The sequence below is a fragment of the Pseudomonas sp. FG98 genome, assembly GCF_057808595.1.
On the sequence record NZ_JBMDIJ010000021.1, the window covers coordinates 29148 to 49548 of the forward strand.

A 20401-nucleotide genomic window follows, 5' to 3' on the forward strand; every position below is an offset into this window, starting at 1 on the left:
CAAGAATCAGTTTGAATCCATGACACTTCATATAGGACCCATTTCCGGCGGGCTTGATTCCCCATGGAGTGGAGAACCTTATTGTTGTATGCGTAACGCGATTCTACAGAGCGTAAATCGTTTTGTCGCGCATTCGTTTCAACGACCTGCAACTACCATGATAGGCCCTCGCATTTGCCCGCTATGCTGTTGCAACAGCGTCTGGATGGATCCGCTCCCATGCCCTTGCACAAACCCCGCTATCGCGCTCGTCTGCTGCCCTGGCTGGTAGGTGTGCTGCCCGTGCTCGGCGGCGTGGCCATCATGCATGTGCAAGCCGAGCGGGAATTGCAGGCTCGCTCCCTCAACAGCGCCCTGCAAGCGCTCAGCCACCTGGAAGGCGTACTGGATAACGTCGCCGAGGCCGCCCGCAGCCTGCTGCCCCTGGCCGGCAAGCCCTGCGCCGAGGTGGAACTGGCCCTGCGCGAGCAGGTCACCCGGCGTTCCTTCGTGCGCTCCACCAACCTGACCCTGAACGACGAGATCTACTGCACCTCGCTGTTCGGCGAATTCCGTGAAAAGGTCGACCCGGCCGACTACACCGCCGGCAGCCTGTGGCTGATGAACGGCAACTCGGTCACCCCCGGCCATCCCTTGCTGGTCTATCGCCTGAGCGAGGGCGCCAAGGGCGCGATCGCCACCCTTGACGGCGATCACCTGAGCAGCGCCCTCGAACTGATCGCCCCGGATATCGACCTGCGCCTGCAAGTCGGCAATCACTGGATAGACAAGCACGGCCAGGTCCGCGACGGTGCGTTGCCCGGCTACCCGGTCGCCGCCCAGCGCGTGGACTCCCGACGCTACGCGTTTTCCCTCTACAGCGGTTTCGCAAGCGGCCAGGCCTGGCGCCTGATGCGCAGCGAATACCCGGCCCTGTTCGGTCTGCTGCTGTTTCTCGGCGCCTGTGCCGGGACCGCCTGCTACTGGCAACTGCGCCGCGCCTCGTCGCCCCGGGCCGAGTTGCAACGAGCGCTGGACGCCGACGAGTTCGTGCCGTATTTCCAGCCGGTGGTGCGCCGCATCGACTACCGCTGGTCCGGCGCCGAGGTGCTGATGCGCTGGCACCACCCGCGGGAGGGCCTGGTGCGCCCGGACCTGTTCATCCCCTATGCCGAACATAGCGGGCAGATCGTCCCGATGACCCGCCGGATCATGGAAAGGCTGGTCCGCGACCTGGCCCCCCACGCCGACCTGTTCGAGGACGGTTTTCACCTGGCAATCAACATCACCGCCGCCCACTGCCAGGACATGAGCCTGTGCGACGACTGCCAGATGCTGCTCGACGCCTTCCCGCCAGGCCGCCTGCAACTGACCCTGGAACTGACCGAACGCACCCCGATCATCCCCGGCCCCATCACCGACCAGCTGTTCGCCCGCCTGCGCGAGATGGGCGTACTGCTGGCCCTGGATGACTTCGGCACCGGCCAGTCCAGCCTCAGCTACCTGCGCCACTTCAATATCGACTACCTGAAGATCGACCAAAGCTTCGTCGCCATGATCGGCGTCGATGCGCTGTCCCTGCATATCCTCGACAGCATCATCGAGCTGTCGGCCAAGCTCGGCCTGGGCATGGTCGCCGAGGGCGTGGAAACCGCGGAGCAGCGCGACTATCTGGCGCGCTTCGAAGTCGACTACCAGCAGGGCTACCTGTTCGGCCGACCGATGCCGCTGAACGACTTCCTCAAGGCCCTCGCCGAACAACCGCGAGGCACGGCGGTTGCCCAACCGACGCCGGCCCTGAGATCATGAGCGGCCAATCCTTCCCCCCGTTTTACTGTTGTTCGAGGCCCCCTTGTCCAGAGGCATTGCTTTATCGGTGATGGCATCCTGCCTGTTCGCCGTGATGTACTACTACACCTCCCTCCTCGCCCCGCTCGATGGCGAAGAAATCTTCGGCTGGCGCATGCTCCTCACCCTGCCCTGCGCCACCCTGTTCATGGTGATCACCCGCGACTGGTCACTGGTAACCGGCCTGCTGCAGCGAGTCCGCCAGACACCCGCGCTGTTTCTCGGCCTGTGCGCCACCTCGGCGCTGGTCGGCGTGCAGCTCTGGCTGTTTCTCTGGGCGCCGCTGCAAGGCCGCAGCCTGGAGGTTTCCCTGGGTTACTTCCTGCTGCCCCTGACCATGGTGCTGACCGGTCGCCTGGTCTATGGCGAACGTCTCTCGCGCCTGCAGAAACTGGCGGTCGTCCTGGCTGCCACTGGCGTCGGCCACGAGCTGTACCAGCACGGCAGCTTCGCCTGGGAAGTGCTGGTGGTCGCCGGCGGATATCCGATCTATTTCATCCTGCGCAAGCGCTTGCGCACCGATCATCTGGGCGGCCTGTGGACCGACATGCTGCTGATGTCGCCAGTGGCGCTGTACTTCGTGATCAGCGGGCCGCTGAACGCCAATGACCTGGCCGCGCACCCAGGGCTCTACGGGCTGATTCCCCTGCTGGGGGCAATCAGCGCGCTGGCTTTGATCAGTTATGTGTTAGCGAGCCGGATGCTGGCGTTCAGCCTGTTCGGCCTGCTCAGCTATGTGGAACCGGTGCTGTTGGTGATGGTGGCACTGATCCTCGGCGAGAGCATCGCCGAGGATCAGTGGCTAACCTACCTGCCGATCTGGCTGGCGGTGGTGGTGCTGGTGCTGGAAGGCGTCAGGCACCTGCTACGTCAGCGTCGACCGGCTGTTTGAGGCGGACCTGGCGCACGCGCCGTTCTTCCACCTCGACCACGGTCATCGACCAACCCTCCCAATCCAGCTGGTCGCCCACCATCGGCAGGCGATCCAGCAGGCTCATCACCAGCCCGGCAAGGGTCTGGTAATCATCGGTCGGCCTGGCGGCGAAGCCGGTCTGCGCCTGGATCTGGCGCAGGTTCAGCGCGCCGCTGACCAGGTAGCCGTCGGACTCGACGACGATGCCCGGCCCCTCCACCTCGCTGGCGTCGGGCAGTTCACCGGCGATCGACTCAAGGATGTCGGTCATGGTCAGCACGCCGGTGAAATCACCGAACTCGTTGACCACGAAGGCGATGTGGGTCGACTCGCTGCGCATCTGCTCCAGGGCGTTGAGGATGCTGAAGCTCTCCAGCAGGTTCAGCGGCGCGCGCATCAGTTGCTCCAGGTCCGGCTCGCCACCGGCCAGCAGCTCCTTGAGCAGTTCCTTCTTGTGCACGTAGCCCAGCGGCTCCTCGATACGACCGTCGCGAATCAGCGGCAGCCGCGAGTAGGAGGAATTCACCAGCGCCTCGCGAATCGCCTCGGGCGACTGTGCCAGATCGATGGCATCGACCTCGGCGCGCACCGTCATCACCGTCCGGATCGGCCGCTCGGCCAGGTTCAGCACACCGCTGATCATCACCCGTTCGCGGCGGTCAAAGAGCACCTGCTCCTCGCCGTCGCCCACCAGGTCGGCGATCTCCTCGCCCACCTCGTCAGCTTCCACCCGACGTCCGCCGAGCAGACGCAACACCGCATGGGCGGTGCGCTCACGCAGCGGCTTGTGCTGCTGTAGGCTGCGCTTGCGTCGGGCCCGGGCCAACTGGTTGAAGGCTTCGATCAGCAACGAGAAACCGATCGCCGCATACAGGTAGCCCTTCGGAATGTGGAAGCCCAGACCTTCGGCAGTAAGGCTGAAGCCGATCATCATCAGGAAGCCCAGGCACAGCATGATCACCGTCGGGTGGGCGTTGACGAAGCGGGTCAGCGGCTTGCTGGCGACGATCATGATGCCGATGGAGAAGATCACCGCGATCATCATGATCGACAGGTGCTCGACCATGCCCACGGCGGTAATCACCGCATCCAGCGAGAACACCGCGTCAAGCACGACGATCTGCGCGACGATCGGCCAGAACGCCGAATGACGTACCGGACCGCCGGCCTGGACCACATGGCCTTCCAAGCGTTCGTGCAGCTCCATGGTGGCCTTGAACAGCAGGAACACACCACCGAACAGCATGATCAGGTCACGCCCGGAGAACGACTTGTCGAAGATTTCGAACAGCGGCGCGGTCAGGGTCACCATCCACGAGATCGACGCCAGCAGGCCAAGGCGCATGACCAGCGCCAGGGTCAGGCCGATCACCCGCGCGCGGTCGCGCTGATGGGGCGGCAGCTTGTCGGCGAGGATGGCGATGAAGACAAGGTTGTCGATGCCCAGGACCAGTTCCAGGACAATCAGCGTGGCCAGTCCCAGCCACGCGGTGGGATCGGCTAGCCATTCCATGGATGGGCACTCATGCAGGAGGTGTCACGGGGACGGGAAAGCGGGACAGGCCATGAAGGCCTGGTACTGGGGGGCTCCGAGGAGAAAGAAGTCATATCAACCTGAGATCAATTTGGGATGTCGATCCTACAGTTGTAGCGGCGTTTCCCTACACAGGGAAAGTATTTCAATGTGTAAGACATGAACCTTTCGGGCGTTATCCAGGCCCTCATCGCCGGCAACGCCGGCTCCCACAAGGACCGTGTCAGGCACAACCTGTGGGAGCCGGCGTTGCCGGCGATGAGGCCATCAGCTACGCCGAAGAATCAACGACTCCAGCTGCTCTCGCTGGCCTGCAAGGCATTGGCGATGGTCTGCACCTTGTCGTCCGGCAGGCCGGCCGGCAGTGGTTCGGCGCCGGTGCTGACGAACAGTTGCGCATAGGCGTTGCGCAGCTCGGCGTAGGACAGGTCACGCTTCAGTTGGGTCTGCAGGTTGTTCAGCTCGCCCTGGATCAGCTCCAGCTCACCAATGTTGTTGGTCTGGAAACGATTGCGCAGTTGTTCGGAGATCTGCCCGTCGAGCTTGGCCATCTCTTCGCTGGTCTTGAACTGACGGCTGGCCTCCTCGAAGTTGGCCCGGGCCACATACAGCTGGGCCAGCACCGCCACCGACATCGCCTGGCGACGCGCCACGGCAACGTCTTCACCAGCCTTGGCCACCTTGATCGCCGCTGGCGCGGACAACACGTTGAACAGGTTCCAGGTGACCTTGACGCCGTAGTCGGCCCAGCTCTGGTTGGTCAGGAAGGAGTTGCTGTCGTAGTGACCACCGGCCGAGAACTCCAGCCCCGGCAGCATGCGCAGCATGGCCTTGCGGGTTTCGGTGGCGCTGATGCGCGCCTGGTAGTCCTGCTCGCGCAGTTCCGGACGGCTGGACAGCGCCTGCTGCTCCAGCTTGGCGAAGTCGCCGTGGAACTCCGGCACCGCGTAGCTATCGTCCAGCGCCAGCTTGTAGTCGCTGTTCATCGGCAGGTTGATCAGTGCGGCCAGTTCAGTCTTGGCCAGGGTCAGCGCGCGGCGCTGCTCTTCCAGTTGGCGGGTGGCCTCGATCAAGGCGCGCTGGTAGCTCAGCACCTGTACCGGGTCGCCGATGCGCTGGGCGCTCATCAACTGGCTGTTGATCCGGGCCTGGTTGATCCGCCCCATCAGGCTGTCGATCTGGGTCAGCAGGCGCTCGGCCGCCACCGCACGCCAGTAGGCCGAACGCACGTCCTGGGTGATGGTGTGGATCACCTTGCGCTTGCGTTCCTGGAGGATGTAGCGCTGGTCGGACTGCTGCTTGGCGCTGAAGTAGCTGACGCCGAAGTCCAGCACGTTCCAGACCATGGTCAGGTCGGCAACTTCACGGTCACGGTCCTGAGAGGTCGAAGGTTCGAGGGACTGGGTACCGGTCTGGATGCTCTGGCTGCTGGAGGCGCTGACGTTGTTGCGACCGGCATAACCGGCAGCCAGGGCCATGCGCGGCAGCATGTCGAACTGGGCCAGGTCGACCTGGCGCTGGCTCAGGGCCTCTTCCATCACCTTCAGGCGCGCTTCGAGGTTGTACTTCACCGCGCGGGCCATGGCCTGGTGCAGGGTCAGGGGCCCACTGAGGGGCTCCTGGTCCTTGTAGATGCTGGCCATGTCGGCACGGGCGCGCTCTTCGCTGGCACCGCGTTCGATCGGATCGCTGGTCACGGCGCAACCGCCGATGGCCAACGCCAGCAGACTGGCGGCAAACAGTTTGTGTTTTTTATTCATCCTTGGGCCGCCCCCTGGTACGGCTCGATACTCAAAAAGTGTGCTGTTTTCATGCCTGCTGTCCGATCTCTGCCGGTTTTGCCAGGGCTTTGGCCAACTCGCGCACCTGGCGTTGGTCGGCTTCGTTGATTTGTTGCAGTTGCTGGCCGAAGGTCGGTACGCCGAACACTCCGCGCAGCCCCTGGTTGAGGTCGCTCTGCTTCCACTGGTTGCCGGTGAACACGTTCATTTCGCTGACACCCGGAACGTCGCGGCTGAAGATGGTCGAGAAGGTGCTGCCACCGAAGATCCCGCCGCTGCCGCCGCCGAAACCGAGGAAGCCCTCGCCGCCGCCATTGCCCAGTCCACTGTCGCTGCTGCCGAACACCTGGGCGATGAAGCTCGGCGCGCTGCGGGCATCGCCAAGGAAAATGGTGCCCAGTGGCTTGAGGTCGCCGCCGACGGTGCGGATCTCGAACAGCGAGCCCGGCACCAGTGGCGAGACGCTCTCGTTGATGACAATGCCCGGCACCTGTGGCTGCACCAGCGGTGCTTGAGGAAGGCCGAGGGTCTCCGGTGGGTTGAGACGGAACTCCAGGTCGCCGATATCCTGGTTCGGGATGACCTGGGCCGCACTCGCACCGGACTCGGTCAACTGGTTGCCGAGACCGTCCTGGATACCGCTGCCTGCAGCATTGAGGTTCAGCGCCAGGCTGCCCTGGCCGGTGATATTGCCGATCACGATGCGGTAGGTACGCGCATCGATCTGTTGCACCGACTGCACCACGCCGCTGGCGCTCTGGGTGCCGAGCAGGGTGAAGTCGCCAGCATCGACGCCCGTCACCGCCTCGCTGAAGGTCAGGGTAAAGCTCAGGCTGCGATCACTGGCCTGGTAGGCGCCATCGGCAACGATGCTCAGCGGCACCGGCGGTGCAGTATCGATCAGCACTCCGGAGTTGCCGGTCGGCACGTTGAGCGCCGGATCGAGGTTGTTGCCCGCCGCGTCACGCAGCGTGCTGCCATTCACCTCGATGCTGTTGGCCACACCGATGCCATTGGCATTGTCACCTGCTACCACGCGGTACTCGAAGACCAGCATTGAGCTACCGCTGCCGGAAACATAGGTGGCATAACGGGTCACGCCGCCCACATCGAGGACCAGGCGCGGTACGCCGGTGCTGGTATCCACGTTGACGGTCTCGCTGACCGCAACATCGAAGCGCAGTACACCACCTACCTGGTAGGCACCCGCCGGCGGCAGGGTCACGCCGCTGACCGTCGGTGCCACTGCATCCACCAGCACACCGCTGGTGTCACCCACGCCCTTGAGGGTGGTGTCGGCGTTATTGCGCACGCTGTCGCGCAGCACCGCGCCGTTGAGGTTGATCGACGAACCCAGGGTGATGCCATCGGTGTCGAGCTGGCCACTGGTCACGGTCATGCGGAACAGCAGTGTGCGGCTGCCGGTCTGGCTGACGTAGGTGGCCAGGGCGGTCTGGCCATTGCCCAGGTTGACCTCGATGGTCGGTGTATTGCCGTTGGTGAGCATCTGGATATTCTCATCCATGGTCACCGTGAACTCGAGGTTCTGCCCGGCCACATAGGTGCCGGCAGCCGGTACGCTGACGCTGGCGACGGTCGGATCGATGCGGTCGACGCGGTATTCGGAATAGTCCGAAACCGGCCGCAGCGCGTTGCCCGCCGCGTCCTTGATGCTGTTCGTCACGTTGAGCGCCAGGCGCGCCGTGCCCTCGCCCACCAGGCCGCTGACCTTGACCACGTAGGTCTTGCCATCGGTCGAGGTGATGCTTTCGATGGCGCCTTGCAGGGTGCCGCCGAAGCTCAGGGTAAAGGCGCTGAGGTCGACGCCGCTGACCTGTTCGTTGAACGCCACGGAGTACTCGACGCTGGCCGCAGCGGTCGGCGAAGAGGTCAGTTGGTTGATGCCATTGAACACTGGCGGGGTGTTGTCGATGACGATGCCGCTGGTGTCGCCGACGCCTTGGATATCCAGCACCATGGCGTTGCCGGCCAGGTCGCGAGCCGAAGCACCGTTGAGATCGAGACTGGTGATGCTCAGGCCGCTAGCGTTCTCCCCCGGCTGCACGGTGTACTGGAAGACCATTGCACCCGCGCCGTTGCTGGAGGTGTAAGTGGCGTAACGGGTGACGCCGGCAACGCTCAGCACTAGCAGTGGCGTGCCGGTGGAGGTGTCCAGCTGTACGACTTCGTTCGGGTTCACGGTGAAGGTCAGGACATCGCCCAACTTGTAGTTGCCTGCGGCGGGTACCTCGACACTGGCGATTTCCGGCTGCACGGCGTCGATCAGCACGCCAGTCTGGATACCACTGCCGGACAGCACGGTGTTGACGTCGTTGCCAGCAGCGTCACGGATGCTGCCGCCGTCGAGTTCCAGGAACGAGTTGATACGAATGCCATCGGTATCATGCATCGGCTCGGTCACACGGAAGCGGAAGACCAGGGTGTCGCTACCGGAGCCGGACAGGTAATTCGCCGGCACCATGATCGGATTCCCGGCGCCGCTCTGAATGATGATCCCGAGTTCTGGACTGCCATTGACATAGACCACTTCGCTCAGCTTCACGCTGATATCGACGTCCTCGCCCGCAACGTACACGTGTCCGTTCGAGGGCGGCGACACCAGGATCGTGGTGGGTACGGTGTGATCGACGGTATACAGCCCGCCGGTCAGGCCACCGCTCACGGCGTTGCCGGCAAGATCGGTCACGCTTGCACCATTGACCAGGTTCAAACCCAGGGTGCCATCGCCCTGCACATTGCTCAGGGTAACGGTGTAGGTGTGGCCATCGACACGGGTCACACCAGTGATGCTGGCGGTGGCCGATCCGCTGGTGACGAGCTGGAAGTCACCGATATCGACGTTGTTCACATCTTCATCGAAGGTCACGGTGTAGCTGAGGGTGCTCTTGTTGTTCAGCGGCGCATCGACGGTGACGATGCCGACGGCGCTCGGCGCCGTGGTATCGACGCGCACCCCGCCCAGGCTGCCCACACCGTTCAAGGTCAGGTTCAGGTCATTGCCGGCCAGATCGGTCAGTTGCTCACCGCGCAGGTCGATACTGTTGAGCGCAATGCCGTCGCCATCGGTGTCACCGGCCTGCACGATGTACTGGAACACCAGTGCCGAACCGCCGCTGCCGGAGAAATAGGTGGCATAGCGGGTCACCCCGCCCACATCCAGCACCAGGCGCGGCGGCAATGCGCCGATCTGCAGCGCTTCGCTGCCGTTGACGGTGAAGGTCAGCACGTCGCCGACCTTGTAGTTGCCATCGAGCGGCGTGGTGACGCTGGTCACGGTCGGCGCTACACCGTCGACATTGACGTTGGCGGTGCTGGCCACGGCGTTGAGGGTCACCACGGTGTCATTGCCGGCGCTGTCGCGGATGCTGCCGCCATTGAGCTGCACCGTGCTGCCCAGGGTCACGCCGTTGCTGTCCAGTTGGCCGCTGGCGACCGTCAGGCGGAACACCAGGGCGCTGCCGCCGGAGCCGGAAACGTACTCGGCGAACACGGTGCCGCCGGTATCCAGGGTCACGGCGATGCGCGGCACACCACCGGTGCTGTCGACAATCACGTTTTCACTGAAGTTGACCGTGAAATCGAGGTTCTGCCCGGTGATGTAGGTGCCATCGACCGGCGCGCTGACACTGCCGATCACCGGCACCACGCCATCGACCACGATGTTGCTGCGCCCGCCGAGCGAATCGGAACCGCCCACGGTCGGCAGGGTCAGGACCGCAAGGTCGCTGGTGTTGTTGCTGATCACCGCGCCGTTCAGTTGCAATGCCGCAGCGCTCTGGAAGTCCAGGTCAGCGCTGAGGTCGCCGGCCTGCACGGTGTACTTGAACACCAGGGTATTGCTGCCGGAGCCGCTGACGTAGACCGCCTCGCGATCGACCAGCCCGGTTTCCAGGAGCAGGCTCGGGCTACCACCATTGGCATCGACGTTGACCACCTGGTCCCAGCTCATGTTGATCAGCACCTCGTCGCCGATCTTCACGGTACGGTCGATGCCCTGCGCCGAAACGCTGGTGACCTTGGGGTTCACCGGAACCACGGTGATCGAGATCACATCGGTATCGGTTTTCGCCCCGCCACTGCCGGAGTTGCCGTTGTCGTTGGTCTCGATGGTCAGGCTGGCGCTGCCGAGGAAGTTGTTGGTGGACTTGAAGCTGAGGGTCTGCAACGCGGCGTTGATATTGGCGCGGGTACCCTCGAACATCAAGGCGGCGTTGTTGGTGCCGGTGCCAATGATGAGGGTGATGCCGCTCAGGCTACCCAGGCTGAGCGTGCCGTTGGTTGCGGTCAGGGTCACGGTCATCAGACCGTTGCCGGCGTCCACGTCGGTGATGGAGATAGCGTTGCCATTGGCGGTGTTGAAGCCCAGGGCGATGTTCTGCTGCGCGGTCTGCGCCGTCGGCACGTTGTTGACCGGTGCGTCGTTCACCGCACTGACGTTGATGGTCAGGGTCTTGCTGTCTGTCTGCGCCGGGCCACCGGTGTTGCCGTTGTCGTTGATCGACACGGTCATGACCACGTTGGTGGTGGAGTCCTGCGCGGTCTTGAACGACAGGTTGCTGCCGGCGATGAAGGCGTTGATATCGGCCAGGGTGCCGCTCAGGGTCAGAGTGCCGGTGCCGTCTCCGCCGACCACCACGCCACTGGCGCCGATGGCGCTCAGGGTGCCGCTGGGCACCGAGAAGGTGGCGATCACCTGGCCGCTGCCCGCATCGACATCGCTGAAGCTGATGCCGGTGACCGCGCCGGCGACGTCCTCGGTCACGCCGATGCTGACCGGCACCGTGACCACCGGTGCATCGTTCACCGCCGCGACCTGCAGGGTCACGCTGCCGCTGGCATCGGACACGCTGCCGTTGCTGACACTGATGCCCAGGGTCACGTTGGCCGTGGCGTTGGCCGCAGTGGTGTAGTTCAGCTTGCCGGCAGCGATGAAAGCGTTGATGTCGACGATGCTGCCACTGAGGATCAGTGCCGACGCCGAGCCGCCCACGGTCACGCCGCTGCCGCCGATCGCGCCGAGGCTGCCGCTGGCCACGCTGAAGGTGACGTTGGCGCTAGTCGAATCGACGTCGCCGATAACGATCTGGTCGAGCACCGAGGCAACGTCCTCGGTCACCGACAGGCTCACCGGCGCGCTGATGGTCGGCGAGTCGTCCACCGAGGTGATGGTCACGTTCCGGGCGACGAACACCGAGGCCAGGCTGCCACCATCGGTGACCTGGAACTGCACGGTGCGGGTAACTACCGTCGGCGCGTCCGAGTTGTTGTTGTAGGTCACCGCGCGCAGGGCTTCCTGGAACTGCGCCAGGGTCGCCAGGTTGCCGGCGGAGGTCAGGGTCAGGGTGCCGGTGGTCGGGTCCCAGCTGGAGACGATATTGCCCATGGTCGCCGGATTGGAAACCAGCGCCAGCACGTCCTGACCGTTGTAGTAGTTGGAGACGCGGACGATGGCGCTGCTTGGGTTCGGACCGTCCGGGTCGGCAATCACCAGGCCCGAATCGACCACCACCGGGGTAGACGTCACGTTGTTGCCTTCGGTCCAGCTCACGTTGCCACCGCTCGGGGTGAGAACAGGCCGGTCGTTGACCGCGGTGACGGTAACGCTGGCGGTGTCGCTGGCCGTGGAGAAGGCCGAGGTGCCGCCTGAGGTCGTGGTGTCGACCTTGGTCCCCTGGGTGCCGGTGGTGCGGTCCCAGGCCTTGTAGGTGATGGTCGCGGTTTCGCCGTTGACGCCGTCGGGCAGGAAGCGAACCCGATCGGTCGAGCGCAGCACCAGCGCCGCGCTGGTGGAGACCGTGCCGATATCCTGCCAGGTACCGCCGCTATCGGTGCTGAACTGCCACTTGCCATAGGTGGCGGTCAGACTGGTGATGGCAACCCCTTGCAGCGCACCGGTATCGACATCGGTGACACCACCGGTCAAGTCACTGACCAGGTTACCGGCGTTGGCGGTGGAGGTGTCGGTCAATCCGGTCAAGGTCGGCGCTGCCGGGGTCAACACCGGCGCATCGTTGACCGCGGTGACCGTCAGCGAGGCCGTGGCGGTACCAGTGGAAAAGGCGGTGCTGCCACCGTTGGCGGTAGTGTCGGCAAGCCCGCGTATACCGTTGACCGAGGCCGAGTCGCTGGTCTGGTCCCAGGCGCGGTAGGTGAAGCCAACGCTTTCGGCGTTGACACCGTTCGGGATGTAGCGCACGTAGGTGCTGGAGGTCAGGAGCAAGGCGGACGAGCTGGAGATCGCGCCGAAGTCGGTCCAGGTGGTGTTGTCGGTGGAGTACTGCCAGGTGCCACTACCGCCGGTGTTGGTAATGGCGATGCCGGAGAGGCCGCCCGAATCCACATCGGCATAGGTAGCTGCGGCGATGACGGTGGAGACCAGCACGCCAGGGGTGGTGGTGTCTTCGTTGGTATCGGTGAACGAATAGGGGCCGCCGGACAGGGTCGGCGCATTGTTCACCGCGACCAGGCTCACCACGCTGTCAATCGACAGCGTGGTCGACGAAACGCCGCCATTGGCGGTGCCGCCGCTGTCACGAACGGTGTAAAGGCTCACGGTACGCGAGGCGCCGGACGGATTCTGGCTGTCGTTGCGATAGGCCAGGCCATCGACGATGGCCTGCGCCGCCGAAACCGAGATGCTGGCATTGGTGATGTTGACGGTGGCGACGTTGCCGATCACCGTCACCGAGATACCCAGGTTGTTGTTGATCGTGGTGGTGCCGAAACCGTTGGTCAGGTTGACGTCCACGCCGTCGACAACCAGTTTTTCCGAGCTGCCGTTGGCCAGGTCGCTGACCCGCACCTGGATCCGGTTGATGAACTGGCCGGACTCGATGGTGCTGATGATGGTGCCGCTGTACAACTGCACGGCCGAGCCGCCCTCGGTATAGGTCGGGTTGGAACCGGTGGAAGTCAGGGTCGGGGCGTCATTCACCGAGAGGACACTGAGGGCCACCGAAGAGATTGCGCTGGTCCCGCCAGCACCATCGTTGATGGTGACCTGCACCGTGCGGGTGGCGGTGCCGGGGTCGATATTGTTGCTGTTTCGGTAGCTGATGTTGTGCAGCAGCGCCGTCACCGCTGCCGGGGTCGCGGCGCTGTTGAGGCTGACGACCAGGGCGCTGCCCAGGGTACCGCCAGTGTAGGTGCCGATCAGTACGCCGCCATAGCTGATGTTGTTGCCACTGACGCCGATCTGCCCGGCGCTGTTGCCATCGCTGACGATCCACAGCACGTCTTCGCTAGCCACACCGTTGTTGCTGATGGTCACGGTGACGTTGCCGCCGTTGAAGTTGGCGCTGTCGGCATCGGTGACGGTGGCGTTGCCGTTCTGGTCGATACGGGTATCGGTGCCGCCTTCGGTGTAGGAGACGGTGTCGCCATTGAGGTTGCTGATCACCGGCGCCGCCACGGCAGCCACGGTGAAATTCAGCGCGGTGTTGTTCTGGATGCCCTTGTAGACCTGGCCATTGGCATTGGCGAAGGTCTTGCTGTCGATACGCACGGCATAGGCCACACCATCGACCATGTCGGCCGGCGGGTCGATGGTCCAGGTGGTGCCGCTGCCAGTGACCGCGTTGGTGGTCACGTCGATGGTCTGGATGATCTGGTTGTCGCTGGTGCGCACGATATAGATGTTGCCCGTGCCCTTGTTCACCGACTGATCGAAGGTCAGGGTGATGTTGGCGCTCGGCGTGACGGTCAGGCTGTTGTCGGCCGGGGTGGAACTGACCAGCTTGGGCAGGCTGCCGCTCTGGTAGAAGATTTGCGAGCTAGCGGTCGTCGAGGAAGGCGAGAACAGGTCGAGATCGCCGTCGCCATCGAAGTCGCCGACGCGGAACTGCGAGTAGCTCATGTCGGGCAAGGTCACGCTGGCAAAGGGCGAAGAGGCCTGGTCGAGATCAACGAAGGTGCCGTTGTCGTTGCGCACATAGTGGAAGTTCGAACCGTTGGCACCGGTCTGGTAGAGGATGTCGGCGTCACCATCGCCATCGAAGTCGGCCACGATCGCCCGGGTCACGCTCGGGGTCGGCAGGCCAGACGAGGCGGTCATGTCGACGAACGTACCGTTGTTGTTGCGGTAATACCGCATCTGCACGCCACCGCCGACGAAGATCAAGTCGGTCCAGCCGTCGCCATCCACATCCGCCGCCTTGTAGTTGTAGGCGTTGAAGTCGGGCAGGCTGATCCCGGTGACGGTGGAGAAGCTTGGCGTGCTGCTGCCATTGTTCAGCGCCAGGGACCAGGTCGAGGCGCTGCCGGCGGTCTGGTAGAGGATATCGAGGGCGCCATCGCCATTGAAATCGCCTACCAATGTCCTGGTGCCGAAGGACGGACCGGCCACCGTCTGGCCGGTGAACCCCGAACCGGTATTGAGGAACAGCGTCATGTTCGGGCCGCTGATGGGGGCCATCAGCAGGTCGATACGGCCGTCACCGTTGAAGTCCCCGGCGTGATAGTTGATGCCGCCGGTGGAGGCATCGGTCAGGGCCAGACCGTTGAATATCGAGTTGGACTGGGTATAGATGGTGAAGGTGCCATTGGAGTTGCTCTCTGCATAGCTCCAGGCGCCTGAGGCGCCTGCGGCCTGGTAGAGGATATCGGCGCGACCGTCGCCGTTGAAATCACCGACCACGTATTTCATCAGGTTGCTGGTGGTGCCCAGCACGGGCGCCGTGGCAACGGTAACTCCGGAATAGGCCACCGCCATCAGGCTGTCGTAGCCGCTGACGCTGAGGGCCGCGGTCTCGATGGTGCCGCTGCTGCGCTCCAGGGTCCAGTTGCCACCCAGGGCCGCAGAGCCGGTGTCGTCCAGCGAGGCGGCCACGTCGGCACCGGTGATCGAGGCCAGTTCGTCGAGGAACGCCTGGCCCTTGTCGCCCTGCCCCACGTCACAGCCATAGATCATCAGGTCGCCATCGGCCTTCAGCGCCGCGCCGATGCTCTCCAGCGCCGCACGGTGCTCGGCCAGGTTGCTGCTGGCCAGCCAGACGTTGCCCAGTTGCACGGTGCCGTCGGCGCCGTGGGACAGCAGGTGGATGGCATCGAGGTTTTCACGGCCCTTGAGGTAGTCGGCCATCTGCTGCAGGCCGTCCTTGTCCGGATCGAGCACCACCACTTCGGCATTGGCCGGCAGGCCTTCGAGCAACTGCCCGACATTGCTGACCTGGCCATCGACGAACACCACCTCGTGGCGTTGCGTGCCTTGTTGCTGGCTCGACGTTTCGGCCGCGGCTGCGGGAGTGCTGGTATCGCTGTCGGAGGTGCTGTCCTTGGCCGCGTCGGCAGTGGTCTGCGCCGCAGCATCCTGGGCGACCACGCCCACGGACGCATCGAACATGATCCGCGGTTCAAGCGCCATCAGCAGCGGGGCCTGGCCCGGCTCGGCGGGCTGCGGCTGTTGGCTGGACTTGCGCGAGAGTCGTTCGATGAATTTCATGCTGCACCTCCTGGTGGGTCACCGCGCTGCCGACCTGGGCAACGCGGTCAAAAAAGTGGCGGTGCCCTGGGGCACCGCCGGTTGTAGCTGTTAGTTGCGCGACGGGAAGATGCCCTGCATCGCGATGATGAAGTTCACCGAAAGGTAGGGACTGAGGATCGAAGAAGGCAGGCTGCTACCCGTCACTCCAGCAACAGCAGTCACACCGACGCCGCCGGTCAGGGTGACGGGCTGCGAGGCCAGGTCGACGCGCGGCAACGGGTTGCCGTTGTTGTCCTTGCCACTGTGGTAGATCTGGAAGGTGTTGCCACCACCGTCGTTGGCGATACCCAGGCAACCGCCGGCAATCGGGGTGGCGCTGCTGGCATCGGCATTCACCACCTGAGCCGTGCTGGTGGCGCCAAGCGTGCTGGTGACGGTCGTTTGCACCGCGTGAGTGTGCATCGGCATGTTGCTGGTCAGTTGGGTAACCGACTCGGTGCCGCCTTTTTCACCGATTTCGTAAGGCGACAGGCCCGGGCCCTGGCCCTGGCCTACCGGAGTACGGCCGCGCAGGTCCGGGAGGGCGAAGGTGCTTACACCGTCCCCACCGTACACAGTGCCCAGCAGGGCAAACAACGCAGTGTTCTGGCTCAGCGGTACGATCTGGCCCTGGCACAACGCCCAGCCGTACGGGTTGAAGTTGAACCCGGCCATCCTGATTTCGCCCAGATATGGATCAGCCATCAGACGCTTCCTTTTGTTGACTTGCGTGGTTGGATTACTGCGAATCAGAGAGCTTCGTCGACCGCAGGACGGTCGCGATGGATAACCGCTTCAAGTACATGGCGGCCATCGGGTTCGGGCAACACCGGGCTCATCATCAGCGCCCAGGGCTGCTCGCGGCCGGGGCCATACAGGTTGAACACCGCTTGCGGCAGCTGGACCCCGAGGGGCAAGGCCAGTGCCAGCGAATAGCACTCATACCTGCGGTTCATGGCCACGCCTTCGCGCACGTCCAGCAGGCTGACTTTCAGGCCCTGGTCGGCGCCCACCTGCAGCACGAAGCCATCGGGGTCGGCGTCACGCAATTCCTGCAGGCTGGGGATGGCGTTGCTGATCGGGTCGCTCATGAGACTTTCCTGGAATCAAGGCGGGCGTCGCGGCGCAACTTCAGGTAGACCCCGGAATCGCCGCAGACATAAAAGCCCAGTCGGCCATACAGCCGCTGCGCCGGGTTGTAGTACTCGACAAAAAGTTCGACCTTCAGACCTAGATCATCGGCCCGGCGCAATTGCGCTTCGATCAGGCCGGAACCGATACCCCGCCCCTGGAATTCGGGCAACAGGGTGATATCGATGAGATTGAGGGTGGTTTCCCCCCAGAACATATAAAGACGGCCAATAGGCTGGCCATCAAGTTCGATGATCAATAATTCCCCATCGGAATAATGGGCTTGATAGTAAGTGTGCTGAGCATTGAACTGCTGACTGAGAAATGCCGCAATCTGTTCTGCCGGCCAGCCGGTATGGGACATCTCCTCGGCGCGCGACCCGGCAAACAGGCGCTCGATAAAGGCCATATCGTCTGAATGCAGGGCACGGAGGGTCACGGCGTCCTTCGACATCAATGCGAACATCCCTGTGTGAAGACTGTGGTGAATAACTTAGTGAACTAACTTTTATTGTGTGCAACGTCACGCTTACTTGCATGGCGCATTGACAGCAGATTACCGCAACTGTCTTACAATCGCACTACTAAAATCCGCTTTCTCTTACACCAATTGCAGCCATACGTCGCCATGCCGCAGACAGCAGCGATTCACTCTTGCCACTGAGCACCACAAGGCCGCGTACAGGGTGCGAAACCTCTACTGGCGCACTGTTTTCGAGCTGGAATTGCGCACCATATTGGGCTTGCAACGGCTGTGCCCTTTTCTCTTCGTCACGGCGAATCGCAATAGGGCCGTGATGGTCGGAAATCAGTGCCTCCTGATCGATATACGCCACGCCATTGGCATCCACTGTAGCCAAGGTCACCGGCAACGAGTCGCGCAGCACGTCGTCGGCGACGAAATGCCCCTCGACCCCGGGCGCCACCCGCCACAGATCGGCCTCGGCCACATAGCCGCGCAGGCGCAGGCCGCCGTCGGCAATCTGCGCCAGCGGCAGTTCGGCACCGACCCAACGCCCGGGGCTGAGGTTATCCGCCAGATCACGCACCGTCCCGGCATGGGGCGCTCGCAGCACCAGGCGCTCGCGCTGGGCCGCCAGGCCGCGGTACTCGGCCACTGCCTCGGCCAGGCGCTGTTCGAGGATGCCGGTATCGGCAGCCGTCTCGCTGCGCCCGGACTGGCGCCGCAGTTGCAACTGGAGGATCTCGATGTCGCGTCGACCGATGGTCATGCGCGCTTCCAGGTCAGGCGAGGCCAGAGTCACCAGCACCTGGTTGGCCTCGACCTGCTGACCATCCTTGACCAGCACCTCGCGCACCTGCGCCGCCGCCGGCGCATGCAACGCACTGAAACGCGCAGCTTCGAGCATCGCCGGCACTTCCACGCCGCTGCGCCAGGGCACGATCAGCAATGCCAGCAAGCCGGCCAGAGCGCCCCCAAGCAACAGCACCTTGCGCGGCTGCGCCTTGTCCCGGTGTTTCCACCAATGCTGCCACTCGCGCCACACCGGCAAACCGATGAACCAGACCAGCTCGACCATCATCAGGAAGATGCCGAGCACCTTGAAGAACAGGTGATACACCGCCAGGGCGATCCCGAAGAACAGCACCGCGCGCCAGATCCATGAGGCGTAGCTCCAGCACAGCAAGCGCCGGCGCAGCTTCGGCGACCAGCGTTCGGGCATCGGCTCGCCGTAGCCGAACAGCCACTCCCGCAGGTGCCAGCGGCCCAGGGCGAAACCCCGGCCTTGCAGGTTGTCGACGCCCCACAGGTCGCTGAGCAGGAAATAGCCGTCGAAGCGCATCAGCGGATTGACGTTGATCGCCAGGGTGGTGATCCACGTGGCACTTGCCAGCATGAAGGCCGCCGTGCGCCCTGCCCCGTCCGGCAACAGCGACCAGGCCAGCAGGGCAATACAGGCCAGCAGCAGTTCGGCGAGCACGCCACCGGCACCGATCAGCAGGCGGGTGCGACGGTCCTGCACGCGCCAGGCGTCGCTGACGTCGGTATAGAGCATCGGCAGCAGGACCATGAATGCCACGCCCATGCTCGGCACCCGGCAGCCGGCGCGCTTGGCCATGTAGGCATGGCCGAATTCATGGCAAAGCTTGGCGAAGCCCAGGGCGATGGCGAAGGCCGCCATGCCGCCCAGGCTCAACAAATGAGGGAAGGTCGAGAGAAAGCGTTCCCAGTCGCGCATCACCAGGAACAGGCCGAGCAGCAGCACGGTCGGCAGGCCGAAGCGCAGCAGGTTCGGACCATGGCGCTCCAGCCAGGGCCAGGTGCGGTTGAGGAAGGCATCCGGGCGCCACAGTGGAATGCGGAAGAACAGGTATTTATGCAGGACCTGGGTCCACAGCCCCTGGCGCTGTGCTGCGGCCTTTCCGGCATAGCTGGCCCGCTGCTCGGCATCCACCGCGCTGACCAGGTCATGCCCGCGCAGAAAGCGCAGCAACTCCTCTACTGCCGCGCCGGTCAAGGGCATGCCCGGCTCGCCGTTGGCCGCGTTCAGCACCCGCTGCGGATCCCCCAGGTCCCAGTGGCGCAGCAGGCGCATGGCCGGTGCGCCGAGCTTGAAGTAGCGTCCGCGCAGCGGATCGGCCAGGGTCCATTGCGGCGAACCGTCGAGCCCCGGCGCGCCCACCGAGAGCTGCAGGTCCGGGCGCAGCGCCGGCAGCATCACAGGCCTACCGCCTGGCGCAGGGCCGCCAGCGGCCGGCGCAGCAGGTACAGGGCCAGCGGCGCACGATCGCCGAAGACCTTGGCGGTGCCGCGCAAGCCGATGCGCGGCGGCGCCTGGTCGAAGCGGGCATCGAGGCGATAGGCCAACTGCCCGGCCGGGGTGTTCTGCGCCTGGTAGGCCACTCGCTCCAGCACGGCGCTGTGCCGGTTAAGCGGATCGCTGTCGAGGAACAAGGCCACCTCGGCGCCCTTCTCCAGGCCGATGGCATCCGCCACCGGCAACTCGATGCGCAACTCGGCCTGGGCCGGATCGGCGATTTCCATCAGTCGCTCGCCCGTGCGCATCGGCTTGCCGATGAAACGCTGGGCGTCGGCGAAGACGGCGAGGCCATCGCGCTCGGCACGCACCTCGCTGCGCGCCAGCAGATCGCGGGCGTAATCGCGTTCGGCACGTTTCTGCTCGACCCGGGCCGCCAGCAGGTCGATGCGTGCGCTCGAGTCAGCATCGGAAAACGCCCGCTGGGTATTGGCCTTGAGCTCGGCTTCGGCAACGCCCAGGGTGCGCTCGGCGACATCGGCCTGGGCCTTGAGGGTGGTGGCATCGAAACGTACCAGCACCTCGCCGGCCTTGACCGGCTGGTTCGGCTTGACCCGGAACTCGGCCACCACGCCGTCCAGCGGCGCCGCCACCACCTGACCATTGCGCGGTGCGACTTCGGCCGGGGCCAGCACCGACTGGCGCACCGGCACCAGCAGCACCAGCAACAAAACAGCGGCCAGGGCCCAACGGGTCCGCGCCGGCCAGCGCAGCCGCCATGGCTTGCCCGGTTGCAGGGCGCGCCAGGCGTGGCTGTAGCAATCGCCCAGTTGTGCCAGCAGGGCTTGCTCGGCGTCGTTCCAGGGCATGTCACGGGCCAGCCAGAGGCCGCCGAACACTTCGTCCTGGCGATCCTTCAACGGTAGCCAGAAGGCATGCGGGGCCGACAGCGCCTGCCAGTCATCGCGGCTGGCCTGGTCCAGGTCCTGCGGCGGCACCGGCCCCGGCAAGGCG

The 20401-nt window shown here is 64.3% G+C and carries 9 protein-coding genes and 1 pseudogene; 2 read left to right on the plus strand and 8 right to left on the minus strand.

Annotation, left to right across the window (positions count from 1 at the left end; genetic code table 11):
* Positions 1–219 precede the first annotated feature (219 nt).
* Entirely contained in the window at positions 220–1788 is a 1569-nt protein-coding gene (locus ACODSK_RS15260; RefSeq protein ID WP_489017218.1) for an EAL domain-containing protein, read from the plus strand.
* Positions 1789–1831: 43 nt separating this feature from the next.
* On the plus strand, positions 1832–2719 hold the full coding sequence (gene rarD / locus ACODSK_RS15265; RefSeq protein WP_489017219.1) for an EamA family transporter RarD: 888 nt from the start codon (positions 1832–1834) through the stop codon (positions 2717–2719).
* On the opposite strand, the gene ACODSK_RS15270 is transcribed toward rarD, so the two are convergent.
* The 8 genes and pseudogenes from ACODSK_RS15270 to ACODSK_RS15305 form a co-directional block, all read right to left on the minus strand.
* A complete protein-coding gene (locus ACODSK_RS15270) occupies positions 2682–4253 on the minus strand; it encodes a TerC family protein (RefSeq protein WP_489017221.1) in 1572 nt (523 codons plus the stop codon). The two genes, rarD and ACODSK_RS15270, sit on opposite strands and share 38 nt — an antisense overlap.
* 305 nt (positions 4254–4558) lie before the next feature.
* Positions 4559–6034: a TolC family protein gene (locus ACODSK_RS15275; RefSeq protein ID WP_489017223.1), complete on the minus strand. Its 1476-nt coding sequence runs from the start codon at positions 6032–6034 to the stop codon at positions 4559–4561.
* Between the two features lie 49 nt (positions 6035–6083).
* The gene (locus ACODSK_RS15280) at positions 6084–15515 is read right to left on the minus strand and encodes a DUF4347 domain-containing protein (protein WP_489017225.1); all 9432 of its coding nucleotides are present in this window, start codon (positions 15513–15515) and stop codon (positions 6084–6086) included.
* 90 nt (positions 15516–15605) lie between these two features.
* The gene (locus ACODSK_RS15285; RefSeq protein ID WP_489017227.1) at positions 15606–16241 is read right to left on the minus strand and encodes a phage tail protein; all 636 of its coding nucleotides are present in this window, start codon (positions 16239–16241) and stop codon (positions 15606–15608) included.
* Between the two features lie 44 nt (positions 16242–16285).
* Positions 16286–16627 carry a DUF6916 family protein gene (locus ACODSK_RS15290; RefSeq protein ID WP_489017229.1) on the minus strand — a complete coding sequence of 114 codons (342 nt, stop codon included), beginning with the start codon at positions 16625–16627 and terminating at the stop codon, positions 16286–16288.
* The gene (locus tag ACODSK_RS15295) at positions 16624–17121 is read right to left on the minus strand and encodes a GNAT family N-acetyltransferase (RefSeq protein WP_489017230.1); all 498 of its coding nucleotides are present in this window, start codon (positions 17119–17121) and stop codon (positions 16624–16626) included. Before ACODSK_RS15295 ends, ACODSK_RS15290 begins: the two co-directional genes overlap by 4 nt.
* A 130-nt stretch (positions 17122–17251) precedes the next feature.
* A complete protein-coding gene (locus ACODSK_RS15300; RefSeq protein ID WP_489017232.1) occupies positions 17252–19351 on the minus strand; it encodes an efflux RND transporter periplasmic adaptor subunit in 2100 nt (699 codons plus the stop codon).
* Positions 19348–20352, minus strand: a pseudogene (locus tag ACODSK_RS15305) (efflux RND transporter periplasmic adaptor subunit); the annotation flags it as partial. The pseudogene ACODSK_RS15305 and the gene ACODSK_RS15300, both read right to left, overlap by 4 nt.
* Between the last annotated feature and the right edge of the window lie 49 nt (positions 20353–20401).